General features: G+C 63.8%; 25 protein-coding genes. 10 read left to right on the forward strand and 15 right to left on the reverse strand.

What is annotated here, in order from left to right; all coding sequences use genetic code 11:
* Window positions 1-75 precede the first annotated feature (75 nt).
* Window positions 76-1,296 (forward strand): OpgC family protein, encoded by a 1,221-nt coding sequence (locus KUF59_RS04885; RefSeq protein WP_212456882.1) that lies wholly within the window; start codon window positions 76-78, stop codon window positions 1,294-1,296.
* Between the two features lie 212 nt (window positions 1,297-1,508).
* Here KUF59_RS04885 and KUF59_RS04890 read toward each other — a convergent pair whose 3' ends face one another.
* Both KUF59_RS04890 and KUF59_RS04895 read right to left on the reverse strand, forming a co-directional pair.
* Entirely contained in the window at window positions 1,509-2,351 is an 843-nt protein-coding gene (locus tag KUF59_RS04890; protein WP_212456881.1) for a C40 family peptidase, read from the reverse strand.
* Window positions 2,344-3,723 carry a leucyl aminopeptidase family protein gene (locus KUF59_RS04895; RefSeq protein WP_212456880.1) on the reverse strand — a complete coding sequence of 460 codons (1,380 nt, stop codon included), beginning with the start codon at window positions 3,721-3,723 and terminating at the stop codon, window positions 2,344-2,346. The genes KUF59_RS04890 and KUF59_RS04895 overlap by 8 nt, the downstream gene beginning before the upstream one ends.
* Window positions 3,724-4,064: 341 nt before the next feature.
* Here KUF59_RS04895 and KUF59_RS04900 point away from each other — a divergent pair, with 341 nt between their 5' ends.
* From KUF59_RS04900 to KUF59_RS04915, 4 genes are all read left to right on the forward strand, one after another.
* On the forward strand, window positions 4,065-6,314 hold the full coding sequence (locus tag KUF59_RS04900) for an ABC transporter substrate-binding protein (protein WP_212456879.1): 2,250 nt from the start codon (window positions 4,065-4,067) through the stop codon (window positions 6,312-6,314).
* Between the two features lie 257 nt (window positions 6,315-6,571).
* Window positions 6,572-6,775 (forward strand): hypothetical protein, encoded by a 204-nt coding sequence (locus KUF59_RS04905; RefSeq protein WP_212405912.1) that lies wholly within the window; start codon window positions 6,572-6,574, stop codon window positions 6,773-6,775.
* Between the two features lie 261 nt (window positions 6,776-7,036).
* Window positions 7,037-8,527 carry a metallophosphoesterase family protein gene (locus KUF59_RS04910; RefSeq protein WP_212456878.1) on the forward strand — a complete coding sequence of 497 codons (1,491 nt, stop codon included), beginning with the start codon at window positions 7,037-7,039 and terminating at the stop codon, window positions 8,525-8,527.
* A gap of 90 nt (window positions 8,528-8,617) precedes the next feature.
* Window positions 8,618-9,442, forward strand: a complete 825-nt coding sequence (locus KUF59_RS04915) for a tetratricopeptide repeat protein (RefSeq protein WP_212456877.1) — start codon at window positions 8,618-8,620, stop codon at window positions 9,440-9,442.
* A gap of 153 nt (window positions 9,443-9,595) precedes the next feature.
* Here the strand turns inward: KUF59_RS04915 and KUF59_RS04920 are convergent, their stop codons facing one another.
* The 10 genes from KUF59_RS04920 to KUF59_RS04965 all read right to left on the reverse strand — a co-directional run bounded on the left by KUF59_RS04920 (window position 9,596) and on the right by KUF59_RS04965 (window position 18,520).
* A complete protein-coding gene (locus KUF59_RS04920; RefSeq protein ID WP_212456876.1) occupies window positions 9,596-10,570 on the reverse strand; it encodes a type II secretion system F family protein in 975 nt (324 codons plus the stop codon).
* Window positions 10,571-10,579: 9 nt separating this feature from the next.
* A complete protein-coding gene (locus tag KUF59_RS04925; RefSeq protein WP_212456875.1) occupies window positions 10,580-11,557 on the reverse strand; it encodes a type II secretion system F family protein in 978 nt (325 codons plus the stop codon).
* Window positions 11,558-11,570: 13 nt separating this feature from the next.
* A complete protein-coding gene (locus tag KUF59_RS04930) occupies window positions 11,571-13,034 on the reverse strand; it encodes a TadA family conjugal transfer-associated ATPase (RefSeq protein WP_212456874.1) in 1,464 nt (487 codons plus the stop codon).
* Between the two features lie 21 nt (window positions 13,035-13,055).
* Window positions 13,056-14,324 (reverse strand): CpaE/TadZ family protein, encoded by a 1,269-nt coding sequence (locus KUF59_RS04935; RefSeq protein ID WP_212456873.1) that lies wholly within the window; start codon window positions 14,322-14,324, stop codon window positions 13,056-13,058.
* The gene (locus KUF59_RS04940) at window positions 14,321-15,058 is read right to left on the reverse strand and encodes a CpaD family pilus assembly protein (protein WP_212456872.1); all 738 of its coding nucleotides are present in this window, start codon (window positions 15,056-15,058) and stop codon (window positions 14,321-14,323) included. Before KUF59_RS04940 ends, KUF59_RS04935 begins: the two co-directional genes overlap by 4 nt.
* A 20-nt stretch (window positions 15,059-15,078) precedes the next feature.
* Window positions 15,079-16,557: a type II and III secretion system protein family protein gene (locus KUF59_RS04945; RefSeq protein WP_212456871.1), complete on the reverse strand. Its 1,479-nt coding sequence runs from the start codon at window positions 16,555-16,557 to the stop codon at window positions 15,079-15,081.
* A gap of 17 nt (window positions 16,558-16,574) precedes the next feature.
* Complete coding sequence (cpaB, locus tag KUF59_RS04950) at window positions 16,575-17,378, reverse strand: Flp pilus assembly protein CpaB (protein ID WP_212456870.1); 804 nt, start codon at window positions 17,376-17,378, stop codon at window positions 16,575-16,577.
* Window positions 17,379-17,504: 126 nt separating this feature from the next.
* Window positions 17,505-18,029 (reverse strand): A24 family peptidase, encoded by a 525-nt coding sequence (locus KUF59_RS04955; RefSeq protein ID WP_212456869.1) that lies wholly within the window; start codon window positions 18,027-18,029, stop codon window positions 17,505-17,507.
* A gap of 104 nt (window positions 18,030-18,133) precedes the next feature.
* Window positions 18,134-18,280 (reverse strand): hypothetical protein, encoded by a 147-nt coding sequence (locus KUF59_RS04960; protein ID WP_212456868.1) that lies wholly within the window; start codon window positions 18,278-18,280, stop codon window positions 18,134-18,136.
* A gap of 75 nt (window positions 18,281-18,355) precedes the next feature.
* Window positions 18,356-18,520, reverse strand: coding sequence for a Flp family type IVb pilin (locus KUF59_RS04965; protein WP_212456867.1), 165 nt, complete (start codon window positions 18,518-18,520; stop codon window positions 18,356-18,358).
* Window positions 18,521-18,799: 279 nt separating this feature from the next.
* Here KUF59_RS04965 and KUF59_RS04970 point away from each other — a divergent pair, with 279 nt between their 5' ends.
* From KUF59_RS04970 to KUF59_RS04985, 4 genes are all read left to right on the forward strand, one after another.
* Window positions 18,800-19,627 (forward strand): sterol desaturase family protein, encoded by an 828-nt coding sequence (locus KUF59_RS04970; protein WP_212457001.1) that lies wholly within the window; start codon window positions 18,800-18,802, stop codon window positions 19,625-19,627.
* 108 nt (window positions 19,628-19,735) lie between these two features.
* Window positions 19,736-20,233: a pilus assembly protein N-terminal domain-containing protein gene (locus KUF59_RS04975; protein ID WP_212456866.1), complete on the forward strand. Its 498-nt coding sequence runs from the start codon at window positions 19,736-19,738 to the stop codon at window positions 20,231-20,233.
* Window positions 20,234-20,404: 171 nt separating this feature from the next.
* Complete coding sequence (locus KUF59_RS04980) at window positions 20,405-20,950, forward strand: TadE/TadG family type IV pilus assembly protein (RefSeq protein WP_212456865.1); 546 nt, start codon at window positions 20,405-20,407, stop codon at window positions 20,948-20,950.
* Window positions 20,951-21,029: 79 nt separating this feature from the next.
* Window positions 21,030-21,608, forward strand: coding sequence for a TadE/TadG family type IV pilus assembly protein (locus KUF59_RS04985; protein ID WP_212456864.1), 579 nt, complete (start codon window positions 21,030-21,032; stop codon window positions 21,606-21,608).
* Window positions 21,609-21,687: 79 nt separating this feature from the next.
* Here the strand turns inward: KUF59_RS04985 and KUF59_RS04990 are convergent, their stop codons facing one another.
* The 3 genes from KUF59_RS04990 to KUF59_RS05000 form a co-directional block, all read right to left on the reverse strand.
* Window positions 21,688-21,900, reverse strand: coding sequence for a cold-shock protein (locus KUF59_RS04990; protein WP_011084262.1), 213 nt, complete (start codon window positions 21,898-21,900; stop codon window positions 21,688-21,690).
* A gap of 261 nt (window positions 21,901-22,161) precedes the next feature.
* Window positions 22,162-22,452: a translation initiation factor IF-1 gene (gene infA / locus KUF59_RS04995; protein ID WP_212456863.1), complete on the reverse strand. Its 291-nt coding sequence runs from the start codon at window positions 22,450-22,452 to the stop codon at window positions 22,162-22,164.
* A gap of 23 nt (window positions 22,453-22,475) precedes the next feature.
* The gene (locus tag KUF59_RS05000; protein WP_212456862.1) at window positions 22,476-23,954 is read right to left on the reverse strand and encodes a DEAD/DEAH box helicase; all 1,479 of its coding nucleotides are present in this window, start codon (window positions 23,952-23,954) and stop codon (window positions 22,476-22,478) included.
* Window positions 23,955-24,486: 532 nt separating this feature from the next.
* Between KUF59_RS05000 and urtA the strand changes: the two genes are divergently transcribed.
* Entirely contained in the window at window positions 24,487-25,809 is a 1,323-nt protein-coding gene (urtA, locus tag KUF59_RS05005) for an urea ABC transporter substrate-binding protein (RefSeq protein ID WP_212456861.1), read from the forward strand.
* The last annotated feature ends 55 nt before the right edge of the window (window positions 25,810-25,864 follow it).

A 25,864-nucleotide genomic window follows, 5' to 3' on the forward strand; every position in this document is an offset into this window, starting at 1 on the left:
GCTCGGCACCCGGTCGCGGAGCATCCGAGCGTCTCATCGACCTATGAGAGCGTGCGCGCACGGGCAGGTCAGCAGATGCTTGATCGAACTCACTCCTCGAGGCGATTGATCGGCGAAACTCCGCCGGAGTTCGGGGAGGCCGGCCGCGACCTGCGCATCGATGTCTGCCGCGGGATCGCACTGTGGTGGATCTTCCTGGACCATGTTCCCAACAACATCGGAAGCTGGCTGACACCGCGCAACTACGGCTTCTGCGATGCCGCCGAGATATTCATGTTCATCTCGGGCGTGACCTGCGCGCTGGCGTACGGCAGGGCACGTCAGCGCGAGGGCTGGGGCGGGGTGATCGGCCGTTCGCTGCGGCGGGGATGGGACATCTATGCCGCGTTTCTTCTGCTGACGATCGCCTGTGCCATCCTCGTCTACCTCACGGGCAGGGATCATCTTGCAGACGAGAGCAATACGAGGATTCTGTTCGAACATCCGGGCGCGGCGCTCGCGCACGCCGCCATCCTGCAATACCGCCCTGTCAACACCGACGTCTTGCCGGTTTTCGTGATTTTCCACCTTTTGTTCGCACCGCTGTTGTGGCTGCTGCTGCGAGCGCCAAACGTGACGCTTGGCCTTTCGCTGTTGCTTTATGCGCTCGTGCACGTTTTCGGCTGGAGCGTTCCAGCCTGGCCCAACGGCGTTTGGTTCTTCAATCCATTGGCCTGGCAGCTTCTGATCGTGCTGGGCGCGTGGTGCGTCATCGAGGGGGAGAAGTTCCGACCATGGCTGACGTCGCCCCCGGCGCTCGTTCTTGCCGTTCTCTATCTGGTTTTCAGCCTGGTCCTCGCTCTGGGTTGGCACATCAAGCCGCTGGTCTCGCAAACTTTGACGGACCTGATATTTCCATTGGACAAATCCGATCTCAGCCCCTTGCGGCTGCTGCATTTCCTGGCTGCTGCAATTGTGGCGTCATGGCTCGTTCCTCGGGATTGGCGATGGCTATCGACGCCGGTGCTGCGCTGGGCGAAGTGTTGTGGCGAGAATTCGCTGCCCGTCTATTGTGTCGGCGTCCTCCTGGCGCTAGCCAGCCACCTTACTCCGCTCGACATCTCAGACCGGCCTGCGATGCAGATCGTGCTCAGTCTTGCTGGAATCCTGGTGATGATCGTGATTGCGAGGCTGCTGAACGCGACCGGCAACAAGCGCGGGCGTGAGCCGCGGCGGGCGCAGTCGACCGAGAGGATCGCACCGGCATTCTCTGGCTGGCAGGTTGCGAATGCAGCGCGGAGGGATGTTGGCCCATAGTGATGTGCGTTGGCATGAACCATGGTGCTGGCATCGCGCACCATCGCCACATGTGCGTTCCAGCAGGTAGGGTGGGTTAGCCTTGCGGCGGCGCGAAGCGTAGGCTGCAAGGCGTAATCCACCGCTTCTCTTTCCGCGTGGAGAACAAAGAGGTGGGTTACGCCCGGCGAACTGCGCTTTGCGCAGTCGCAAGGCTAACCCACCCTACGTCGCTACAGCCGCTTGATCGCAACGATCTCGCTGCCGGCCTGCTTGATCCGTGCAATCGCCGGCTCGATCGGCTCGATCACTGTCGCCATGTGATGCGCGTTGGCGTGAACCATGGTGGCGGCGTCGCGCACGATGGCGACATGGCCCTTCCAGAAAATCAGATCGCCGCGTTGAAGCGTCTTCGTCTCATGCGCCCCCAGCGCGCGGCCGAGGCCCGCCTGCTGCATGTCGCTGTCGCGGGGGCAGCCGATGCCGGCTGATGTCAGCGACACCTGGACCAGGCCGGAGCAATCGATGCCGAGGTTGCTCTTGCCGCCCCAGAGATAGGGCGTGCCGACGAAGCGCTCCGCGACGGCAACGAAATCCGGTTCGCGATAGCCGAGTGCTGCAAGATGCGTCTTCGGCAGAAATTGCCCGCCGCGCGTCACGGCAAAGCTCGCGTCCTCCCGGGCAATGGCGACCTTCGTGCCCATGACCAGCGTGTCCGCCGGCGGCAGCTTGATCGAGGGGCCGGGGAAGGCAAATGTCCTGAGCGCGACGACCTTGTGTGTCGGTTCCGAAGATGCGCTCGCCAGCGCGGCATCGGGCAGCCAACCGACATAGCCGTCGCTGACGAGCTGACCCCAGGCCCAGCTTTCGCCGTTGCGGTCGTAGATGGTGACGCGCTCGCCGCGCAGCGCTTCCGTCATCAGCATAGCCGACGACGATGGCTGCTCGCGCATCGGGGTGATCGCCGAGATCACCTCGAACTCTTCGCCGGTGACGAAGCGCTCGGCCTGCACCTTGCCTTCGAGATATTTTGCGGCAATGTCGCCTCGCGCTGGCGTCAGCCTTGGATCATGCATAGCGCTCGCTCAAAAGCTTGTAGAGGGCGCGTGCGGCCTGGCACTCGCCGCCCTCGGGCCGTGCCGGCTTTGCCGACGGCGTCCAGGCGTAGATGTCGACATGCAGCCAGCTCTTCGCCTGCTCGACGAAGCGCTGCAGGAACAGCGCGCAGGTGATCGATCCGGCAAAGCCGCCCGACGGCGCGTTGGTAATGGTTGCCGTCTTCGAATCCAGCCAGGAATCGTAAGGCGGCCACAGCGGCATGCGCCACAACGGATCGTTCTCCCCGACCGCGCAGCGCGCGACGTCAGCGGCCAATGCTTCATCATTGGTGTAAAAGGGCGGTAAATCCGGCCCCAGGGCGACGCGTGCGGCACCGGTCAGCGTGCCCAGATCGATCAACAAATCGGGCGTCTCCTCGTCGGCGAGCGCCAGCGCGTCGGCCAGCACCAGCCGGCCCTCGGCGTCGGTGTTGCCGATTTCGACCGTGATGCCCTTGCGCGAGGGGAAGATGTCGAGCGGGCGGAAGGCATTGCCGGCGACCGCGTTCTCGACGGCCGGAATCAGCACGCGCAGCCGCACCTTGAGCTTGGCGTCCATCACCATCCGCGCGAGCGCGAGCACGTTGGCGGCGCCGCCCATGTCCTTCTTCATGATCAGCATGCCGCTCGATGGCTTCAGGTCGAGCCCGCCGGTGTCGAAGCACACGCCCTTGCCGACCAGCGTGACCTTGGGATGCGCCGGATCGCCCCAGCCGATGTCGATCAGCCGCGGCGCGCGCGTCGATGCCATGCCGACGGCATGGATCAGGGGAAAGTTCTGCGTCTTCAGATCGTCGCCGACGATGCAGCCGAAGCTGGCGCCATAGGCCGATGCCAGCTCTTGCGCTGCCGCGGCCAGTTCCTCCGGCCCCATGTCGTTGGACGGCGTGTTGACGAGGTCGCGTGCCAGCATCGCGGCCTCAGTGATGCGCGTGATCTCGGCGACGCCGACGCCGTCGGGGGGCACCAGGCGGACCTCCGGACGGTCGGCCTTGCGGTAGCGGGCGAAACGATAGCTGCCGAGCGCAAAGGCGAGAGTCGCCAGCCGCGCGTCGTGGGGCGCATTGGCAAAGCGATAGGTGCCCGGCGGCAGCAGCCCCGGCAGGCTGCCTGCCCGGAACAGGTCGCGCGATTTCGCGCCGTCGTCCTCGATGCCGAACAGCACCTGCGCGATCGCGCCGTCCGGCGCGGGCAACGCGAGATAGGCGCCCGGCTTGGCGGTGAAGTTGCTCGCGGTCGCGAACTGGCGCTGTGCCGGCGGCAGCGCTTCGCGCAACGCATCCCAGCCCGATTTTGTCACGAAGCTGATGGGAATGGCTGATGCGGCTGATGTCTCGAAGATGGAAGGCATGGGCTGCTCGGGCGGCTCGTAGCGAAAGGATGCGATGCAAGAGACTTTGCAGAGTTTTGCAGCCCCTGCAATCGCCTTCGCGAGCCGCTACTCGGCTAGGGCGTGAACTCATCCGGCGAAGCGGGCGGTGTCCGGCCGGGTATTTAGATGACCGAGGCCACGGCCGACGGCCCGGACTTTCGGCACCACGCACTTTTCCTTCATCCGCTTTGAGCGGTCGTAGATCTTGCCGGTGGCGATGGGGCGGGCTTGAAAAACACTCCCCGCGGCGGCAATCTCGGCCTGATTGAGACCTCGATCTTGAGAATCTCGGCTTGTGCCGATCGATGCAAGGATCGACGATGAAGCCGCGGCTTACAATGTGGCTTGCTGTTGTTGCAGGCGTCGCCCTGGTGCTCGCCGTCGCCTGGGCCGCCATCCTCTGGACCCGCCCGGAGCCTATTCGCATCGCGTTTGCCAATTCCCTCTCTGGCCCGTCCGCCCCGGCCGGGACGGAAAGCCTGATCGCGATGCAGCTTGCAATCGACGAGGTGAACGCCAAGGGTGGCATCAACGGACGGCCGATTGAACTCGTTCTGTTCGACGACGCAAGCAATCCAGCCGTGGCGCGCGCGAATGCGCAGGCGATCGCCGACAGTCCATGCGTCGCTGTGCTCGGACACTATCTCAGCTCCGCGTCGCTCGCGGCAGCGCCGGCATATAAGGATGCGCGGATTCCGGCGCTCACGGGAAGCGCGGCTGCCGACGAACTGACATCCACCAATGATTACTATTTTCGTGCGCTGTCGCCGGTCTCCGCACAGGCGCGCTCGATCGCGGAACATCTGCGCGCCGTGATGAAGGAGCCGAAAGTCCGCCTCGTTCATACGCGCGATTCCTATGGCAAGAGTTTTGCGCGCGGATTTGGGGCGGCCTATCCGACGGAGCAGTTGCGCGTGTTCGGACTGGACGTCGCCCCTGGCCGGATTGAATCGATGGACGAGGCGCTGGACACCGCCGCGCAGGAGCCCGGCCCCGGCGTCGTCGTCGTCGGCGCGGCAGCCGATTATATCGCAGACATCGTCAAGGCGCTGCGCCGCCGCGGCATCAAGGGGACGATCATCACAACCCAGGGCGCGGGCCGCGAAAGCTATTTGAAGAATTTCGTCGACGAGCCCGAGGAAAAAACGCGTCCGGGTTTCTTCAGTGAGAATCTGTATGCCGCATCGTCGCTGATTTTCGACAGCGCCGGCGTGGCGGCGCAGGTGTTTGCCGCCGACTACAAAGCGAAAGCGGGAACCTCGCCAAGCTGGGTTGGCGGCGGCTCGTATGATGCCGCGCGCCTGATGATCGATGCGCTGAAACGAGCTGCCGCACATCACCGGTTTATGGGGCAGGGGATTCAGAAGCGATCCGACAGCAAGGCCGCGGATCGCGACCGAGTGCGCGTCGCACTGGCCGCGATCGACAGTCCGAAATCGGCGGTCGTCGGGCTGACGGGGCGGCTCTATTTCAACGCAAACCGCGACATTCCGCGCCCGATCCGAATGGGTTTCTTCCGTTACGGTCGGTTCGTTACGGCGCCGCAGCAACTCGTGCGCATCGATCAGCCTGATGGAATCGATCTCGCTGCGGAACAGGAGAAGGGCCATGTCATCGCGTTCGAAGATCGGCGCTACTGGATTCAGCGCGTCGTTTATACGGGCATCGACATCATTCGCGTCGGCCGGATCGACGTGAAGCAGAATTCGTTCAACGTCGACTTCTATCTCTGGATGCGGTTCGCTGGCGACGATGAGGCGCAGACACACGTCGAATTCCCGGCATTGCTGGATCGCGGGGCGTTCGATCCAGCTCGGCCGATTCAGGCTGGACAGGAAGATGGCCTGAGTTATCGGCTCTATCGCATCAACGGCGATTTCAAGGCCCGTTTCGATCTCCATGATTATCCGTTCGACACGCAGGAATTGCGTCTCCATTTCCGGAACACGGAACAGCGGCGGGAACTCATCACCTATGTCATCGATCGGTTCGGCTTGCGCCTCGCCGACGACGGAAGCTCGCGGGCCGAGGACGGCGCCTATTCCGGACTTCAGCTCTGGCGATTTCTCGGACTGAACTATTTCGTCGAATCCCTGTCCAGCGGATCGACGCTCGGAAAGGCGTCCTTGTTCGGTGCCGAGGCAATGACGGAATTCGCAGGCTTCGATGCGACCATCATGCTGCGCCGCAGCTCCTCCATCTACATGCTGAAGAACCTGCTGCCGATGTTCCTGCTCGTGCTCGTCGTGTTCGCGACGCTGTTCTTTCCCGAAACCATGTTTCGCGAACGTGTGACGATTCCGGTGACCTCGATCCTGGCGAGCGCGGTGCTGCTCGTGGCGGTGAACAATCAGATCGGCGATGTCGGATACACGGTGGTGGTCGAAGAGATGTTCTACATCTTCTTTGTACTATGCCTGATGACGATATTGGCGGGCTACAAACATGAAAAACTTCGGGAGGCCGGCCGAAAGCGCGTCGCTGTTGTCTTGGATCACGTAGCGCAGGTCATTTATGCCGGGACAGTGCTCGCTGTCATCGTCGTGCTCTACCGGCGCTATGCCATGTGAGGCAAGCGTGGATGCCTCGCCGGCCCGCCACGCCTTCCAGAAATTCGCAGCATGAGTCCGGATCTCGCCCAACTCGGACCTCCGGTGAGGTCCGCTATTGCGCTGCAATGAGGGGCGCAGGGGATCTCATTCGCGCCCTGACTGCAGCGCGGGTTCATATGAGTACACGCCCCAGCAAGCGACATGCTAGGTTCGGCAAAAATTGCCCGCGGACGCCGCGGACCGAGTAACTGCAGGACGCGCCGGGAGGAAGTTTAATGGAAATACTGTGGAGCATAGTCGCGTTTCTTGGCCTCGCCGTCGAAGCGGTATTCGCCTATGTCGAACATCATCACTGGATCTTCGCGTTCCTTGCCGGCGGCTACATCTTCTACCTGCACGACCGTGCCATCCATGCGCGCTTCGATGCGCTCGACAAGCGTATCGACGAGATCAGGAAGCGGCTCGCCATTGAATATTGAGCGCGCCGCGAAACCTTTTGCAGCATGACCTCGTAACTCGCCCTGAGAACCGTCGTTCATACGGCGGCGATGAAATGCGCACGGGGCTTTACTAGCGTTGTGGTTGTGGCATAGTCGCGAAATATTTTAGATTGTGGATGCCGCAGCGCACGTCGTTGCGCGCACGGCGGCCTCCGGAACGGTGCGAACTGAAGCGGATTAGTCGGAAGGCATTTTGTTCAGGCCTTGAGCGACGCACCATTTGCGATGAGGCGGCGCGACATGGATAGGTCATTCGTCATTGCGCATATGTCCGACCTGCACCTCGATGGATCGGGTCGGCTGCATCAGGCGATCGAGGGCCTCGTCGCAACCATCCGGCAGACGATGGCGGAATTCGCCGACGTGCCGGACCGCATTTTGCTGATCACCGGAGACCTCGTCAGCGAACCGACGCCGCGCGCGCTCGACGAAGCCCTCTCCGTCATCTCGACGTTTCGGCAGACCGGCCTGTTCACCGACATCCAGGCGGTCGCCGGCAACCGCGATGTCAGGCCCCTCGGCCTGCTCGGCCGCCGCCACGATATCTACGACTATCTCAACCTGCCGAGGACGTCGAAGAACGTCTATTATCGCCAGTCCGGACTGGATCTGGTGCTGCTCGATTCCAACGCGGCAAGTCTTGCCAACGGCAATTTCGACCAGCGCGCCTATCATGCTGTCGTGGCACAGTCGGCGCGGCTGAGTGCCGAACTCGCCGGCAGTCTCAGCGCCGATGGCCGCGCGGACTATATCGAGCCTGCCGAGAATCTCGTGCGCGTGCTGGCGCTGCATCATCATCCGCTGCCGCAGGCGACCGGCGAGGGCAAGCGCTTTCTGGGCAATCCCGACGAGCCCATGATGTATCTGGCAAGCCCCGCCACCTTTCTCGAGGCGGCAACATCCCTCAATGTCAATTTCATCCTGCACGGCCACCGGCACGTCGAAGGGCTGACGCGGTATTCAATTCCCAATCCGCGTGCGACGTCGAGCGGGCCGGCCGAGGATTTCTGGCGCACGCTCCATGTGCTGTCCTGTCCGTCGTCGACGGGGCAGGGGGGCGACGACGCCGGCTTCAACATCGTTCATTTCGGCCCGTCCTCTCATTTTGCCGGACGGCGATACGGTTTCTCGGTCATCAGACATGTGCGGCCGCGCGACGAGGGCACGTTCCACCGGCTCGACAGCAATTTGCCCGACGGCATCATCAGACTGCCGGCGGGACGGGATTTTTGTCGCGATCCGGCCTTCCAGGCGGCGATCGATCTGTCGTCCTGCGAGCTGCCGAAACGCGAGCAGATCGTTGCGATCGCCTGTCAACTCCTGAAGCGCCGGGCCTTCTACGACGACGGAGATGACTGGGCCTACGCACTTCATGCAGCCCTCGTCACCTCGCGAGTCTGGAGCGACCTCGACGGCAAGACCGCACGATCCGGCGCGCAACGCGACGCCGGCGCACTCACGACGGTCGGGCTGCTCCTGGACCGGCTGATTGCCCAGGCCGCCGACGTGCTCGGCATCGACGGCGAGGAGCTCGAAAATCTCCGTGCCAAACGCCTGATCGATCAGGCCGACGTCATGCGCGAATTGCCGAGGACGCCCCGCAACGGGGTGGATCTCGCCGGCGAGCGGCAGCGGCGACTTGGTACGCTGCGCGAACTGAGTGCGCCGATGCAGGCGCTGGGCGCCGATCTCGACCTCGGCGGCCCACCTCCGGCCGGGACATTACGCTAAGGCAGGAGCGCTGACGTTAACCGCCCGTTAGGGTTAACAGTCTATTGCTGGCGCGTTCGGCTCGATCAATCGGCTCGAGAGTCAAGCGTCATGCGTCACCAGTACAGTTTTGCCCGGCTCCTTGCGTCCACCTCGCTGGTTGCGGCGTTGGCGGCAGGCCTCGGCGGCTGCACGGGGATGTCGAAAATTTCCGACAGCATCACCGGCTCCATCAGCCCGCGCGCCGAGGCCGCGGCCGCGCCGACCGATCCCGCGCGCGCCGCCGAGGTCTATGGCGAGCGCTATCGCGCCAATCCCAAGGATGCCGAAGCCGCGTTGGCCTATGGACAGGCGTTGCGCGCCAATGGCCAGCGTGCGCAGGCGGTCGCGGTGCTCGAGCAGGCGACCATCGCGCATCCCGGCAACAAGGCGCTGCTCGCGCTCTATGGCCGCGCGCTCGCCGACAACGGCAATTTCCAGACCGCTTTCGACGTGCTGTCGAAGGCGCATTCGCCCGACAATCCCGACTGGCGCCTGCTCTCGGTGCAAGGCACCGCGCTCGACCAGATGGGCAAGCACGATGATGCGCGCCGCTACTATGTCAGTGCGCTGAAGATCGCGCCCGGCGAGCCGAGCGTGCTCTCCAATCTCGGCCTGTCCTACATGCTGTCGAAGGACCTGCCGAAGGCCGAGGAGACGCTGCGGCAGGCCTATGCTTCGCCGCGCGCAGGCGCGCGCGTGCGGCAAAACCTCGGTCTCGTGGTGGGGCTGCAGGGCCGCTTCGCGGAGGCCGAGACCATCGTCAAGGCCGACCTGCCGCCCGATGAGGCCGCGGCCAACGTCGCTTATCTGAAGGACATGCTGAGCCGCAACGACAGCCCGGCGCGCCCCGCCTCCAGGCGGACCCCGGTCGCCGCGCTCAACCAGCCCGACTGATCAAACCCGTTATTTGCGAGCCGGCACGGCGCGGATGCGCCGTGACGCCGATTTGTCCTGTCGTATCAGATGGTTCGTGTTAACAGCCGCGCATCGTGCCGGCAGTCGCCGGCTACTGTGCATGGGGTTGTTTCGAGCTTTGGTGCCCGCACCCTAGTGCAGCTCGGCGACCTTGATGCCGGTCGGCCCGAGAATGACGACGAACAGCACCGGCAGGAAGAACAGGATCATCGGCACCGTCAGCTTCGGCGGCAGTGCGGCCGCCTTCTTCTCGGCCTCGTTCATGCGCATGTCGCGGTTTTCCTGCGCCATCACGCGCAGGGAGTGGCCGAGCGGCGTGCCGTAGCGTTCCGCCTGCTGGAGCGCGAGACAGACCGACTTGACGCCCTCGAGGCCGGTGCGGCGCGCCAGATTCTCGTAGGCGACCTTGCGGTCCTGAAGGTAGGACAGTTCGGCGGTGGTCAGCGTGAATTCTTCCGACAGCGCGATCGACTGTCCGACGATCTCGGTGGCGACCTTGCGGAACGCCATCTCGACCGACATGCCGGATTCGATGCAGATCAGCAGCAGGTCGAGTGCGTCGGGAAAGGCGCGCTTGATCGAGAGCTGGCGCTTTGAGATCGCGTTCCTCAGGAACAGCATCGGCGCCTGGAGGCCGAGATAGGCCGCGCCGACGCAGAGGCCGATCTTGACCGGCATCGCCTGCTGCATGCGGGAGATCAGGAACACGTAGAGGATCGAGCCCACGAACAACACCAGCGGCGTCACCATGCGGGCGAACAGGAAGGTGATGTAGGGCGCCTGGCCGCGATAGCCCGCCATGATGAGCTTTTCGCGGGCGGCTTCCTGCGCGAGCCATTTGGTTAGGTTGAAGTCCTCGACGACCTTGGAGACGAGCTGCTTGGGAGTTTGCCGCAGCGAGACCTTCTCGTTCTTGGAGAGCCGGTCGCGCTCGCGCTGACGGATACGCTCGCGCTCGTTCGCCACCGCCTTCATGCGCTTGGAGAGGCCTTCGCCGGCGAATAGCGGCATGATCAGCGTGTAGACGGTGGCGCTGGCGGCAATGGCCGCCAGCAGCATGGTCATGAAGCGGACGTCATGCAGTTTAGCGACGAGGAACTCGACCATACGGCACCATCAGAAGTCGAAGTTGATCATTTTCTTCATCACCATGATGCCGATCGACATCCAGATGACGCAGCCGACCAGCATGAGCTGTCCGGTCGGGTGGGTCCACAGCAGCGAGATGTAGCCGGGCGTCGTGAGGTAGACGAGGAACATGACGATGGGCGGCAGCGAGCCGATGATGCCGGCCGACGCCTTGGCTTCCATCGACATCGCCTGGATCTTCTCTTTCATCTTCTTGCGGTCGCGCAGCACCTTGGACAGATTGCCGAGCGCCTCGGAGAGGTTGCCGCCGGACTTCTGCTGGATCGAGATGACGATGCCGAAGAAGTTCGCTTCCGGAAGCGGCATGCGATCGTAGAGGCGCGAGCAGGCCTCGCCGAGCGGCATGCCGATCGCCTGCGTCTCGATGATGGCCAGGAACTCGCTGCGCAACGGCTCCGGTGAGTCGGCGGCAACGACCTTGATCGATTCGAACAGCGGCAAACCCGCCTTGATGCCGCGGACGATGACGTCGACGGCGTCCGGCAGTGCGGCCAGGAATTTCGATTCGCGCCGCTTCTTCAGGAAGCTGAGCATCCATCGTGGCAGGCCGAAGCCTGCGGCAAAGGCAAGGCCCACTGCGCCGAGGAGGCCGCCGCCGCCAAACATCACCATGAAGAAGAACGCACCGGCCAGCACGGCGGATACGACGTAGAATTTCTTCGGCGTCCAGTCGAGGCCGGCCTGCGACAGGCGGACAGGCAGCGGAACGCGCTTTTCCTGCTGGCGCCGGGCCTCGAGATCCTTGAGCGAGCTTTCTACCTGCTCACGCCGCGAGCGCTGGCTTTTCTCGGCCTGCCGCGCCGCGGTGGGCTCGGTGCGCGCGATGGAGGCACGGCGGCTTTCCGCCTTCCGTTCACCCGACAGCAGCGGATACAGGAACACCCATGCGATACCGCCGACGGCGGCGGTCGCGAGGAAGGAGAGGGCGAGCACTTGCATGTTCATGGCGCGTTATCCCTCAGTCCTTCGACGCCACTTCCGCCGCATCAAGGGCCGCCGCAAGGCGCTTCTCTTCGCCATAGTAGCGCGCGCGTTCCCAGAAGCGCGGACGGCCGATGCCGGTCGAACGGTGCCGGCCGATGATCTTGCCGTTGGCGTCCTCGCCCATCAGGTCGTAGACGAAGATGTCCTGGGTGATGATGGTGTCGCCTTCCATCCCCATCACCTCGGTGACGTGGGTGATGCGGCGCGAGCCGTCGCGCAGGCGGGCGGCCTGGATGATGACGTCGATCGAGGCGCAGATCATCTCGCGGATGGTGCGCGAGGGCAGCGAGAAACCGCCCATCGTGATCATGGATTCGCAGCGCGACAGCGCCTCGCGGGGGTTGTTGGCGTGCAGCGTGCCCATCGAGCCGTCATGGCCGGTGTTCATGGCCTGCAGCAAATCGAAGGCCTCGGGTCCGCGGACCTCGCCGACGATGATGCGTTCGGGGCGCATACGCAGACAGTTGCGCACCAGCTCGCGCATGGTCACCTGGCCTTCGCCCTCGATGTTCGGCGGGCGGGTTTCGAGGCGAACCACGTGGGGCTGCTGGAGCTGGAGCTCGGCCGCGTCCTCGCAGGTGATGACGCGCTCATCGTGCTCGATATAGTTGGTCATGCAGTTGAGCAGCGTGGTCTTGCCCGAGCCGGTACCGCCGGAGATCAAGACGTTGCAGCGGCTGCGGCCGATGATCTGCAGGATCTCGGCGCCTTCAGGCGTGATTGCGCCGAACTTGACGAGCTGATCGAGCGTCAGCTTGTCCTTCTTGAATTTTCGGATGGTGAGCGCGGGGCCGTCGATCGACAGCGGCGGCACGATGGCGTTGACGCGGGAGCCGTCGGCGAGGCGCGCGTCGCAGATCGGCGAGGACTCGTCGACGCGCCGGCCGACCTGGCTGACGATGCGCTGGCAGATGTTGAGGAGCTGCTGGTTGTCGCGGAAGCGGATGCCGGTCTTCTGGATCTTGCCGTTGACTTCGATGAAGACCGTGTTGGCGCCGTTGACCATGATGTCGGCGATGTCGTCGCGCGACAGCAGCGGCTCGAGCGGACCGTAACCGAGCACGTCGTTGCAGATGTCGTCGAGCAGCTCTTCCTGCTCGGCGATCGACATCACGATGTTCTTGATCGCGATGATCTCGTTGACGATGTCGCGGATTTCTTCGCGCGCGGATTCGGAATCGAGCTTGGCGAGCTGGGCGAGGTCGATGGCCTCGATCAGCGCGCCGAAGATTGTCGCCTTGACCTCGTAGTAATTGTCGGAGCGGCGGTTCTCCATGGCCGGGGCGGGCCGGGCCGGCGCGAGCGGCGGCGAGGCGACGGCCGGCGGAGGCGGCGCGCGCGAAACGGCCGGCGCCGGAGCCGATTGAGGCTCTGGCGACCCGGCGCCGGGCTTGGGGGCCCGAAAATCGGTGTCTGTTCCGCTACGCTTACCGAACACTTAACAACTCCTTGCGGTGACCTATTTTCCCCGCAACTTCTCAATCAGAGGTGAAAGGAAGGACGACCTTTGCTTCTTGCTCTCGCTGCGGCCGGTCAGGCGCTGCGCAATCTGGAGGAACATCTCGATCGACTTATGGTTAGCCGAGATTTCCGCGATCATCTGGCCGTTATTGGCCGCAGAACCGAAGGTCTGCGGCTCGAACGGGATCGACACGATCGGCTGGCACTCGATCGCCTTGGCGAACTCCGTGGCGGCGATTTCCGGCCGTTTCGGCACGCCGACCTGGTTCAGGCAGTAGAGCGGAGGGCGGTCGTTGGGACGGGAAGCCTTCAGGAGATCGAACAGGTTCTTGGTGTTGCGCAGGTTGGCGAGATCGGGCGCGGCCACGATCAGGATGTCGTCGGCCGCGATCAGGGCCCGCTTGGTCCAGCCCGTCCATTGATGCGGGATGTCCAGCACGATGCAGGGCATGGTCGAGCGTAGCGTATCGAAGACGGCGTCGAAGGCGTCGGTGCCGAAGTCGTAGACCCGGTCGAGCGTTGCCGGTGCGGCCAGCAGGCTCAGATGGTCGGTGCATTTCGACAGCAGGCGGTCCATGAAGGCGGTATCGACGCGGTCCGGCGAGAACACGGCGTCCGCGATGCCCTGCGGCGGGTCCTGGTTGTAGTCGAGCCCGGCGGTGCCGAAGGCGAGGTCGAGATCGGCGACGACGGCGTCCATCGCCAGGTCGCGCGCGATCGCCCAGGCGACGTTGTGGGCGATGGTGGACGCACCGACCCCGCCCTTGGCGCCGACCACCGCGATGATCCGGCCGACCGCCTTGGCTTCAGGCGCCGAGAACAGGTTGCAGATCGAGCGGACGACGTCGAGCGGGCCCACCGGCGCCAGCACGTAGTCGCTGACGCCACGGCGCACCAACTCGCGATAGAGCGTGACGTCGTTGATGCGGCCGATCACGATGACGCGGGTACCGGCGTCGCAGACGGTGGCGAGCTGGTCGAGCCCGCCCAGGATGTCGGTGCGGGCGTCAGCTTCCAGCACGATCACGTTCGGCGTGGGCGCGGTGCGGTAGGCTTCGATCGCCGCTGCCATGCCGCCCATCTGGATCTTCAGATGGGCCTTGCCGAGGCGGCGATCCTCGCCGGCCGATTGGACGGCCGCAGCCGTTTCCACGGTCTCGCAGAAGGCCTGCACGGACACGCGGGGCGCGGGCGCAATATGCTCCTCGACCGGCGGCGGCGCGGCCTGCGGCTGCTCGTCTTGAGTCTGGCGCGCGTAACTGATCATTTGCCGGTGTCGCTCAGTTTGGCCTTGTCGGCTTCTGGATAGGTGGTGGCCGTCGACGTGCCCTTGCGATACTTTTCGAAGGCAATGTTACGACGCGTCGTGTAGGCCGGCGTTTCCGGCCGCGGCTGCTCGAGATCCGACGGATTGTCGATCATCGCGGCGAGGTTGCGCTGCGAGGCGCAGCCGAAATTGTAGTACGACTTGTTCTCGAACCAGCTCTTGTTCTTGATCGAGGGGCCGAGGTCTTCCGGCCACACGCCGCAGGGACCGGCGACAGCTGCGATCTTCGAGTAGGTTAGCCGGATTGGCGGTAGGAAGCGGGAATCTTCCGGACGATAGCGTCGCACCATGACGCCGCGTGGCGGGATGCCGGCCGCCGCCAGCATCGCCTGGATCTCGCGCAGCGAGTCTGCGGCGGCGCGCGCGTTCGGCGTGTCGGAGGGAACGTCGACATGGATCGCGCCGGTGCCCTCGTGCAGCCAGGTCGAGGCGAGGCCCATGACGTCGGCGCGCTGGGCCGCGGTCAGGCCGCCGCGCGCATGGCCGACGAACACCACGATGGAGCGTTTCTGTTCCTCGATCGCGATCGGGTGACGCTGCTTGTAATCGTCGGGAATCGAGGCGACGACCTCGGAATCGGTATGCGTGCAGGCGCCGAGCGCCGCGGCAATACCGACGAGTGCGACGCCGAGGCGGATGGCGCGCTTGCGATCGAGGGGTGGTCTTGCAGTCATTGTAAAGTCCCCGTTCCGCCTCAGTCGGTGATGAAGCCGTAGGTGCCACGATAGTTGCGCGCCGGGTCGGTCCGGCGGGGCACGCCATAGATGCGGTTGATGTTGCCGAGCAGTTCTGCTTGCGGATCCGAGGGCGCCGCGAAGCCGTCATCCGGGCGCGACAGGTCCTTCTGCGCGACCGCGCGGACGACGTAAGGCGTCACCAGCACCATCAGCTCGGTTTGGTTGTTGACGTAGTCGCGGCTGCGGAACAGCGTTCCGAGCAGCGGCAGTTGCATCAGGCCCGGCAATCCGTTGATCGCCTGCTTGGTCTGCTCCTGGATCAGGCCGGCCATCGCCATCGAGCCGCCGGAGGGAATTTCCAGCGTGGTCTCGGCGCGGCGGGTCTTGATCGAGGGGACGGTCAGCGAGTTGACTGTGCTCGAGGTGACGGCCTGCGACAGCGTGATCGAGTTCTCGTTCGACAGCTCCGACACTTCGGTCATCACGCGCAGGCTGATCCGGCCCTCGGTCATCACGACCGGGGTGAAGTTCAGCGAGATACCGAACTTCTTGAAGCTGATCTGGGTGGTACAGACATGCGTGGTGGGATCGCACGCATAGCCTGCCGGCACCGGGAACTCGCCGCCGGCGATGAAGGTCGCCGATTCGCCCGAGATCGCCGTGAGGTTCGGCTCGGCGAGCGTGCGCACAACGCCGGCGCTTTCCATCGCGCGCAGGGTCGCCGACACCGACGGCGTCGAGCCGAACGACGTGGTGAGGTTGTTGCCGGACACCAGGTTGCGGCCATAGGCCGTGAACGGATTAGCGTTGGTGAAGTTCACCACCGCGGTGCCGTAGTTGAGGTTGGCGGAGAGGTCGATGCCGAGCTGCTTGATGATGTTGCGTGCGACTTCGGCGACCGTCACCTTGAGCATGACCTGGTCGCGGCCGCGGACGACGATCGAATTCACCACCTTGTCGCCGCCGCCGGCAAGGCGCGAGGCGATCTCGTTGGCCTGCTGGGCCTCGATCGGACTCTGCACGGTACCGGTGAGGACCACGCCTTCGCCGAGGCCGTCGATCTGGATATCGGAATTGGGCAGGATCTGCTTCAGCGCGGCGCGAGCGCCGTTGAGGTCGCGCTTGACGGCGATGTCGTAGGCCGCGATCTGCTGCCCGGCGGAATCGAAGAACACGATGTTGGTCTGGCCGACCGCAGCGCCGATGATGTAGGCGCGCTGCGCCGAGCGCACCACCGCATTGGCGATCTTGGGATCTGCGACCAGCACGTCCTTGATGTCGCGCGGCAGGTCGATCACGATCGACTTGCCGATGCCGAGCGACAGGAAACGCGCGTTCATCTGGCCGTCGCCGGCCGAAACCTGCGGTACCGGGCGATAATCGGCGGCGATGACCGGGGTGATCGCCGGGTTGAGAATCAGCGCGGTTGCGGCCGAAAACGACAGGGCGCGGACCATCATGGTCCGCAAGCTCGCCGTGGTGACCCTGCATTTCATGTCGAAAGTCCTCATCGTCACTTCTGTGCCGTCATCTGGCTCGGCACGCCGAACCGGATGATCGAGATGCTCTCGCCGCGCCTGCGTGCAGGCTCATCCGGCGTGTTGTCCTTGGCGTTGACGTCGGCAATGCTGCGCAGCGCCAGCGACAGCGTGCCGCTCTGGCGCGCGCGGGCGAGCGTCTCGGTCTGCTCCGGCTTGAGCTCGAGCAGCACGGTCCGGCCGACGACGGCGTTCTGGCCGTCCTTCTCCTTCGGAGCCTGGTCGATCGCCAGCACGCGGATGTTGGACAGCAGCACCTCGGCGCTGATGAGGTCGCCGGCGGTGCTGGCGCGATCCGGGTTCTTATCGCGCCGGGTCAGCAGGATATCGACGCGGTCATTGGGCAGGATGAAGCCGCCCGCGCCGGTCTCCGGCGAAATCTCGGTGGAGACGGCGCGCATGCCGCTCGGCAGGATCGCGGCCATGAAGCCGGAGCCCTCGGCCCTGACCAGCTTCTGGTCGCGGATCGGCTCACCCTGGATGAAGGGAGCGCGCGCAATCGCGCCGACGACCTGGGTGTTGCCGTCGGGGCGCTCGCTGCGGCGAATGAAAGTGGCGCTGGCGGTCGCAGCCGGCCAGGTCTGCCATTGGACGTCTTCCGGCTTGACGGGCTGGCCGAGGCCGATGTCGGTCCTGGCCACGAGCACGTCGACGGTGGGAAGCTGAACGACCGGCGCTGCGGGGGGCGGCGCGGAATTGTCGGAGCCGCTCGCCAGGTACGCGGCGATGCCGCCGGCACCGATAGCGACCGTCAGTACGACAATGCGTGCGGTATTCATACGCTTCACTTCCCAACTAAACGCCGCGACGCTGCCGCCGCCGTGATCGCAGTTGAGCAGTTATTCGTCAAAGCATGGTTAATGAGGCGTATCTAAATCGCCTTAACGCCGGGTTACCCGGTGCGTTCAGCGCAGCGCGAGGTGAGCGAGATCAATCGCCTTCACCCATTCCGTCTCCGGGTAGACGATCAACGCGCCGAACGCGAGCGCGATGCCGTAGGGGATGCCGGTCTCCTTGGCGTGCAGCCGCGCCAGCCAGGCCTGCCCGGCAAGCCCGAAAGGCAGCGGCCATTGCCGGAACTGGAGCAGGAGCAGGGTCAGCGCACCGCCGAACAGCGAGGCATAGAGCGCGAAGTCCATCAGATGCGCAAAGCCGAACCAAAGTGAGACGGCGGCTGCGACTTTCGCATCGCCGCCGCCGACCCAGCCCATTGCAAAACAGGTGAACGTCACGGCCAGGACCAGGGCGCCGGCGCCGACATGGATCATGAGGTCATAGGGCGCCATGCCGCCGGCCACCGCGACGATGAAGAAACCGGCGACCAGCGCCAGCGACACGCGGTTGGAGATCGTCATTGTGAAGACGTCGCTCGCCGCGGCAAAGGCTACGAGGGCCGGAAAGAGCATGAAGCGTGCGAAGTCGAGGATCATGGGCTGCTTCTTGAGGCCGTGCGGGTGGCGCGGGATCGGAGCGTCGCCGAATTCTAGCCGTCAGTGCTAAACAAACCGAAAACGGCGGACCGGCTTGTCTCGCCTCACCAGACGCTGGCGATGCGCGCGGCCAGCGCGACGAGCGCGAGCAGCAGTGCCAGGCAGACCCAGTACGCCGGCGCCTCAGTCGGCGACGTGCCGCTCGCGGCCGCGCCAAGGGCGCCATCCTGGTTGACTCTACGCAACGCCACGGGAACCCCGGCTACTCTCAGAAAGACAAAGGCCCCGGAGGGTTCCGGGGCTTTTGCTGTGTATAGGCCGGTCGCTTACTTCAGCGAGCTGCTGATCGAACCGAACTTGGCGTTCAGCGTGGTGCCGAGGTTGTTGACGACGGTGATGATGGCGAGCGCGATGCCGGCGGCGATCAGGCCGTATTCGATGGCGGTGGCACCGGATTCGTCTTTCACGAAACGCGCGAGAAGGTTCTTCATAAGCAAAACTCCATCTGGGATTTGGTGGTCACGTTCGGGGCTGGTCTCAGTATCTCGAAGATGAGAGCCGAGCTCTTTCGGTAGGGTTAATTCAATCGTGGAAACGCGATCGTGACGGGCAGCTTTTAACCAGAGTGAATTTCGCCTTAAGGCGTTCGTTGCAATTCGATGTCGTTCGCAATGCTCTGTGCCGGAAACCCGTGGAAACAAGTCGACTTCACGCTCCCTTAAAGTTCGGGGAGTAGGCGTGTGGGATCAGGAATTGGAGTGACGGCGATGATGTCGAGCCTGCCCATGCAAGTCGCCTTGATGCTGGGCGAGACCATCACCAAGGTCGTTCCCATCACCTTCGCGCTCGCATTGGTCTTCACCGTGCTCGAGCATGTCTGGGCCTGCAATCCCGGCGCGCCCTGGTGGCGCAAGCGGGAGATCGTCACCGACATCTGCTACTGGTTCTTCGTTCCGGTGTTCGCCCGCACGATGCGGATCGGCCTCCTGATCGTCGGCGCCGGCGTCGTCTTCAACATCCACGATCCCGACGAGCTCATCGCCTTCTACGACAACGGCCATGGCCCGCTGTCGGAGTTGCCCCTGTGGCTGCAGGGCGTGCTGTTCCTCGTCCTGTCGGACTTCATGCTCTACTGGCTGCACCGGCTGTTCCATGGCGGCGGCTTCTGGAAGTACCACGCCGTCCACCACTCCTCGGAAGAGCTCGGCTGGATTTCGGCGGCGCGCTTCCACCCCGTCAACCTGATGCTGGGCACGATCAGCGTCGACGTGCTGCTCCTGATGGCCGGCATCTCGCCGAACGTCATGATCTGGGTCGGGCCCTTCACGACCTTCCATTCGGCCTTCGTCCACGCCAACCTCAACTGGACGTTCGGACCGTTCAAATATCTGCTGGCGACGCCGGTGTTCCACCGCTGGCATCACACCTCGCTCGAAGAGGGCGGCAACACCAATTTCGCGGGCACCTTCCCGATCTGGGACGTGTTGTTCGGGACCTTCCGGATGCCGGATAACGAGCTTCCGAAGGAATACGGTAAGGACGAAGCAGCCATGCCGGCGGAGTTCGGCGGCCAATTGGCCTATCCGTTCAGACAATAGGCTTTGTGTTTGCGGAACGTTCACGAATTGACGTCAGGTTAGCCGTGTCGGGCGCCGGCTCCGCTCGTGTATCGCTTTTGCCGGCCAGTTCACGTCCCGGGGTTGAGTATGCGTAAAAAGTATCTGCGCCATCGCGCGCGCGTCTGTTTGCTGGTTGCGGCCGCCGTCTTGGCGTCGCCTGCAGCCGTCGCTGCCGAATCCACTGCTGATGCCATCGCCGTCAATGTCGACCAGGCCAAGCTCGTGAAGCTGCCCGGCAAGGTGGCGACCATCGTGGTCGGTAATCCCATGATCGCGGACGTGACGCTGCAGCCCGGCGGCATGATCGTGGTGACCGGCAAGGGCTATGGTGCGACCAATTTCATCGCACTGGACCGCGGCGGCGAGATTCTCGTCGATCGCCAGATCCAGGTCGAGGGCCCGAGCGACCGGCTCGTCACGGTCTATCGCGGCATCGAGCGCGAATCCTATAGCTGCATGCCGGTCTGCCAGCGCCGCGTGACGCTCGGTGACAGCGACACCTATTTCAACAATACGATAGGCCAAGCCGGCGCGCTGAGCAGCACGGCCGCGGGCAACGCCGGCGGCGCAGGCAAGACCAACTAGCTCGATCGCGATGCAGGTAGGCGCGGTGACTGCGCCCGCCTGGCTGCGGCGAAACATGGTTAATGCTTCCTTAACGGCCCGGGTCGCCGCAGTCCGACCGCCTGAAACACTCTAACAATCACTTTCGGCTAAAGACGGGCAGAAGATCGCTGCCGCTGGGGATTTCTTGCGATGTCGTCGCCTGTCGCCTCGAAGTTGACGCTCCGGAAAATTCTGCGCCGCTTCCGCCGCAATCGCCGCGGATCGGCGGCGATCGAATTCGCGCTGGTGGCCCCGGTGTTCTTCGCGCTGCTGTTTGCGATCATCGAGACCGCGATCATGTTCTTCGCGAGCCAGGTGCTCGAGACCATCACGCAGAATTCGGCGCGCATGATCCTGACCGGCCAGGCCCAGACCGGCTCCTACACGCAGACGCAATTCAAGACCTATGTCTGCAACCAGATTCCGGCGCTGTTCGACTGCAACAGCCTCTATGTCGACGTGCAGAGCTATTCGACCTCGTTCTCCTCGGTGACCATCGACAGTCACATCGATTCCGCCGGCAACTTCAACACGACCATGGGCTACAGCCCGGGCAGCGCGGGCGACGTCGTCGTCGTGAGGCTGTTCTACCAGTGGCCGCTGTTCGTCACCGGGCTCGGCCTGAATATCTCCAATCTCGCCGGCAACAAGCGGCTGCTGGTGGCGACGGCGGCTTTCAAGAACGAGCCCTACTGAGCATGATCCGGAAAAGTGTGATGCGGTTTTCCGAAGAGATCATGCTCAAACTTCAGTATCAACCGGATTGAGCGTGACCATGCAGGCGATTGCAGAGACCTGGCGGACCACCCGTCATTCCATCGAAGGCTTCATTGCCGACAAGCGGGCGCTGGCCGCGACCGAATTCGCGGTCATCGTGCCGCTGATGCTGGTGATGTTCTTCGGCACTGTCGAGTTCTCCTCGGCGGTTGCGATCGACCGCAAGGTGACGCTGATGGCGCGCACCCTGTCCGACCTCACCTCACAGTCGACGTCGGTCGGCGACACCGACATCACCAATTTCCTTGCTGCTTCGACCGGCATCATGACGCCGTATGACAAGAGCCTGGTCGTGGCGTCGGTCCACGAACTCTATGTCGATCCGTCGACGCTGCAGGCCCGCGTGCAGTGGAGCAAGGGAGCGGTCCCGAAGACGGCAGGCACGGTGGTCAACATCCCCACGACGCTTGCCATCGGCGGCACCTATCTGATCTTCAGCGAGGTCAGCTACACCTACACGCCGTCGGTCAAGTTCGTGCTCACGAGCGGGATCAATCTGAGCGACGTCGCCTATACCCGCCCGCGCCAGTCGCTGTGCGTCTATTTCAGCCCGTCGACGACCTGCACGACGACCTGAGCTCAAAGCCGGCGCTACGAAAAAAGGCCGTGCGCTGCGCACGGCCTTTTCGCTTGTCCGGTTCGCTTGAGTCCGGGGCTTAGCCGGCGGAGCGGAGATTGTCGGCGGCCGACTTGCCGGAACGGCGATCGGCGACGATCTCGTAGGAGATCTTCTGGCCTTCGCGCAGCGTGCCGAGGCCGGCGCGCTCGACGGCGCTGATGTGAACGAACACGTCCTTGCCGCCATCGTCGGGCTGGATGAAGCCAAAGCCCTTGGTCGCGTTAAACCACTTCACGGTTCCCATGCTCATGGGGGTAGTCCCTTCTAGATAACACAATGTCAAAGCCCACTCGCGCAGGCTGGTTAGATCGAATTTCTGGAAGGGTCGTCAGCGTGTCTGAACCGGCTGTACCGGTGGATGCTAATGTCGTCCGGCCGAAAATCGATTAATTCATTTTATTGGAAATGAGGCATCAAAACAATCCTGACGCGCACGATTTTTTGATCCGCCGCAGTCAAGCGGCGGACCCATGCAGGTCAGGTCGTCAAGTCTCCCGCAGGCGGGGTTCTATTACCTGCGGCGGAACTGTCCGCCGCGCTGTGCCGCCCCTCGCGGCGGACCGCCAGCGCCCGCAGGACGTTCGTCCTTGTGGCGGAATATCAGCCGGCCCTTCTCCAGATCGTAGGGCGACATCTCGACCGTCACGCGGTCGCCCGCCAGGGTCTTGATGCGATTCTTTTTCATCTTGCCGGCGGTGTAGGCGACGATCTCGTGTCCGGCATCGAGCTGCACGCGGTAGCGTGCGTCGGGGAGGATTTCGGTGACCAGTCCTTCGAACTGGATCAGCTCTTCCTTAGCCATGGTTGTCTCCAGGTCTTGGACGGCTAGTGCGAATAGGGCTTGCGGTTCGGGTTGCCGTTCGGGCGACTCTCACGGCGCAAAAATGCAACGCCTTGTATCCCATCAGGCTTGCCAGCGCCATGCGCGGGACGCTGTTCCAGCCGATCATTCGGTGCAGAATTCGGCTTGCCACCGGAACGGCGGCGGCGAGACCCGTTGCTCGACTTCTGGCCGTCGCCAGGCCGTCCGGCACCGTGCCTTGAGTCGCCATGCCTTGAGTCGCCATGCCTTGCGTTGCCCGGTCGTGCGCCCTGCGGCCGAGACCCGGGGCGTCCGGCCCGGTGCTGGTGGGGCGCGGCGGGTGACTTGGCGTGCGCCGCCTCGCGGCCGGCGTCGGTGCGGTGGTCCTCCCGGGGCAGCGCGACGCGGATCAGCCGCTCGATGTCGCGGAGATAGCTGAGCTCCTCGCCGCCGGCGACCAGCGAGATGGCGATGCCCTCGGCACCGGCGCGCGCGGTGCGGCCGATGCGGTGGACATAGGTCTCGGGGACGTTGGGCAGGTCGAAATTGATCACATGGCTGATGCCGTCGACGTCGATGCCGCGGGCGGCGATGTCGGTGGCGACCAGGGTGCGGATCTCGCCGGAGCGGAACGCGGCGAGCGTCCGCTCGCGGTGGTTCTGCGACTTGTTGCCATGGATGGCGTTCGCCGCGATCCCGGCCTTGGCGAGGCTCTTCACCACCTTATCCGCGCCGTGCTTGGTGCGGGTGAAGACCAGCGCGCGGTTGATCGGCTCGTCCTTCAGGAGCTTGGTCAGGAACGCGGGCTTGGCCGAGAAGTCGACCTGCATGATGCGCTGGGTGATCCGTTCGGCCGTGGAGGCAACCGGGGTCACCGCGACGCGTGCAGGATCGCGCAGCATCGAATCGGCGAGCTCGGCGATGTCCTTCGGCATGGTGGCGGAGAAGAACAGCGTCTGCCGCTTGATCGGCAGTTTTGCGACGACTTTGCGGATGTCGTTGATGAAGCCCATGTCGAGCATGCGGTCGGCCTCGTCGAGCACGAGGAACTCGACGCTGGAGAGCTTGAGCCCGTTGCTCTGCACGAGGTCGAGCAGGCGGCCCGGGGTGGCGACCAGCACGTCCACGCCCTGCATCAGCGAGCGGACCTGGCGGCCCATCGGCACGCCGCCGATGGCGAGGGCCGAGCTGAGGCGGACGTGGCGGCCATAGGCGTTGAAGCTGTCGAGGATCTGGCCGGACAATTCGCGGGTCGGCGAGAGCACCAGCACGCGGCAGGTCTTGGGCTGCGGCCTGATCCGGTTCTCGAGCAGGCGGTGCAGGATCGGCAGCGCGAAGGACGCGGTCTTGCCGGTGCCGGTCTGGGCGATGCCGATGACGTCGCGACCGGTCAGTGCGAACGGAATGGTCTGGGCCTGGATGGGGGTGGGGGTGACGTAATTCTCTTCTTTGAGAGCGCGCGAAATGGGATCGGCCAGGCCGAAGTCCTGAAAGGAAGTCAAAAGAGGGGTCTTTCCATGTCAAATGCGAACGCTCTCGCCGGCGGCGAGCGCGCGCAGAAAGGTGTCGAGAGGACACCTGCGTGTTTGGGGTGTCGGATGAGCTAGCTGAAAGGGGCAAGCCAGACGCCCACGAAGCTTAAGAGCACGGGGGCTTAAGAACACGCGGCTTGCTACGACCCATTGATTCGCAAGGGGTCTCGGACGCTCATATGGAACATCGAGGGGGCGGTTTCAAGGCGGAGGCGGCTTTTGGGGCTAATATTGCGTTGCCGAGGTCATGCCGGATTTTTAGCCAGAGTGCAGATTTTGATCAAAAAATAGACTGTCTGCCGCATAAGCATACATTTTCTCAGCTCAAGAAATGGGCAATGTGAACGCGGCGAATTCTTGGCTGCGACAAAATTGACCTGAGAGAACAGTGGCTTGGCTTGCCTCTCCCCCATGGCATGGTTCTTGCGATTCCGTTAAGCGCAGGCGGCCGTAGGGGCCGTTTCGCAGCGTTTTCACGTCTGCGTCAGGGAGATGATACCTCATGCTTACTAAATCAACTCACGATATAGCGGCGCCATTCAGCCGCCGCGGCTTGCTCGCCGCGACCGCCGGACTGATGCTCGGTCTGGCCTCCATTACCGGCGCCAAGGCCGCGGACGACACCATCAAGGTCGGCGTGTTGCATTCTCTGTCCGGCACCATGGCCATCAGCGAAACCACGCTGAAGGACACCATCCTCTTCCTGATCGACGAGCAGAATAAGAAGGGCGGCGTGCTCGGCAAGAAGCTCGAGGCCGTCGTCGTCGACCCCGCCTCGAACTGGCCGCTGTTCGCCGAAAAGGCCCGCGAGCTGATCACCAAGGACAAGGTCTCGGTGGTGTTCGGCTGCTGGACCTCGGTCTCGCGCAAGTCCGTGCTCCCGGTGTTCAAGGAGCTGAACAACATCCTGTTCTACCCCGTGCAGTACGAGGGTGAGGAGAGCGAGCGCAACGTGTTCTACACGGGTGCGGCGCCGAACCAGCAGGCGATTCCGGCGGTCGACTATTTGATGAAGGACGAGAAGGTGAAGCGCTGGGTGCTGGCCGGCACCGACTACGTCTATCCGCGCACCACCAACAAGATCCTCGAGGCCTATCTGAAGTCGAAGGGTGTGGCCCAGGAAGACATCATGATCAACTACACGCCGTTCGGTCACTCCGACTGGCAGACGATCGTGGCCGACATCAAGAAGTTCGGCTCGGCCGGCAAGAAGACCGCCGTGGTCTCCACCATCAACGGTGACGCCAACGTTCCCTTCTACAAGGAGCTCGGCAACCAGGGCATCAAGGCGACCGACATTCCGGTGGTTGCGTTCTCGGTGGGTGAAGAAGAGCTCGCCGGCATCGACACCAAGCCGCTGCTCGGCCACCTCGCCGCCTGGAACTACTTCCAGTCGATCAAGGACCCGGAGAACGAGAAGTTCATCAAGGCGTGGCAGGCCTACACCAAGAACCCGAAGCGCGTGACCAACGACCCGATGGAAGCGCACGTGATCGGTTTCGACATGTGGGTGAAGGCGGTGGAGAAGGTGAAGTCGACCGATCCGGACAAGGTGATCGACGCGCTTCCCGGCATCGAAGCCAAGAACCTGACCGGCGGTACCTCGAAGATGCTGCCGAACCACCACATCACCAAGCCGGTGTTCATCGGCGAGATCAAGGCGAACGGCCAGTTCGACGTGGTCTGGAAGACCCCCGGCCTCGTTCCGGGCGACGCCTGGTCGAAGGAGCTCGATGGCTCCAAGGACCTGATCGGCGACTGGGTCGAGAAGAAGTGCGGCAACTACAACACCAAGACCAACAAGTGCCTGGGTTCGGGCTCCTGATCCCGACCTGATCGATTGCACGACCGGAGAAGGCGGCCATCCCGCCGCCTTCTCC

The organism is Bradyrhizobium arachidis (assembly GCF_024758505.1).
GTDB classification, from domain to species: domain Bacteria; phylum Pseudomonadota; class Alphaproteobacteria; order Rhizobiales; family Xanthobacteraceae; genus Bradyrhizobium; species Bradyrhizobium manausense_C.

Coding starts and splice junctions, on each gene's coding strand:
- KUF59_RS04910 (WP_212456878.1), top strand. CDS start 7,037: ATGGATAGGTCATTCGTCATTGCGCATATGTCCGACCTGCACCTCGAT.
- KUF59_RS04975 (WP_212456866.1), top strand. CDS start 19,736: ATGCGTAAAAAGTATCTGCGCCATCGCGCGCGCGTCTGTTTGCTGGTT.
- KUF59_RS04945 (WP_212456871.1), bottom strand. CDS start 16,557: ATGAAATGCAGGGTCACCACGGCGAGCTTGCGGACCATGATGGTCCGC.
- KUF59_RS04970 (WP_212457001.1), top strand. CDS start 18,800: ATGTCGAGCCTGCCCATGCAAGTCGCCTTGATGCTGGGCGAGACCATC.
- KUF59_RS04890 (WP_212456881.1), bottom strand. CDS start 2,351: ATGCATGATCCAAGGCTGACGCCAGCGCGAGGCGACATTGCCGCAAAA.
- KUF59_RS04900 (WP_212456879.1), top strand. CDS start 4,065: ATGAAGCCGCGGCTTACAATGTGGCTTGCTGTTGTTGCAGGCGTCGCC.
- KUF59_RS04940 (WP_212456872.1), bottom strand. CDS start 15,058: ATGACTGCAAGACCACCCCTCGATCGCAAGCGCGCCATCCGCCTCGGC.
- KUF59_RS04955 (WP_212456869.1), bottom strand. CDS start 18,029: ATGATCCTCGACTTCGCACGCTTCATGCTCTTTCCGGCCCTCGTAGCC.
- infA (WP_212456863.1), bottom strand. CDS start 22,452: ATGGCTAAGGAAGAGCTGATCCAGTTCGAAGGACTGGTCACCGAAATC.
- KUF59_RS04980 (WP_212456865.1), top strand. CDS start 20,405: ATGTCGTCGCCTGTCGCCTCGAAGTTGACGCTCCGGAAAATTCTGCGC.
- KUF59_RS04885 (WP_212456882.1), top strand. CDS start 76: ATGCTTGATCGAACTCACTCCTCGAGGCGATTGATCGGCGAAACTCCG.
- KUF59_RS04905 (WP_212405912.1), top strand. CDS start 6,572: ATGGAAATACTGTGGAGCATAGTCGCGTTTCTTGGCCTCGCCGTCGAA.
- KUF59_RS04985 (WP_212456864.1), top strand. CDS start 21,030: ATGCAGGCGATTGCAGAGACCTGGCGGACCACCCGTCATTCCATCGAA.
- KUF59_RS04935 (WP_212456873.1), bottom strand. CDS start 14,324: ATGATCAGTTACGCGCGCCAGACTCAAGACGAGCAGCCGCAGGCCGCG.
- KUF59_RS04965 (WP_212456867.1), bottom strand. CDS start 18,520: ATGAAGAACCTTCTCGCGCGTTTCGTGAAAGACGAATCCGGTGCCACC.
- KUF59_RS04920 (WP_212456876.1), bottom strand. CDS start 10,570: ATGGTCGAGTTCCTCGTCGCTAAACTGCATGACGTCCGCTTCATGACC.
- KUF59_RS04990 (WP_011084262.1), bottom strand. CDS start 21,900: ATGAGCATGGGAACCGTGAAGTGGTTTAACGCGACCAAGGGCTTTGGC.
- KUF59_RS04895 (WP_212456880.1), bottom strand. CDS start 3,723: ATGCCTTCCATCTTCGAGACATCAGCCGCATCAGCCATTCCCATCAGC.
- KUF59_RS04915 (WP_212456877.1), top strand. CDS start 8,618: ATGCGTCACCAGTACAGTTTTGCCCGGCTCCTTGCGTCCACCTCGCTG.
- cpaB (WP_212456870.1), bottom strand. CDS start 17,378: ATGAATACCGCACGCATTGTCGTACTGACGGTCGCTATCGGTGCCGGC.
- KUF59_RS04925 (WP_212456875.1), bottom strand. CDS start 11,557: ATGAACATGCAAGTGCTCGCCCTCTCCTTCCTCGCGACCGCCGCCGTC.
- urtA (WP_212456861.1), top strand. CDS start 24,487: ATGCTTACTAAATCAACTCACGATATAGCGGCGCCATTCAGCCGCCGC.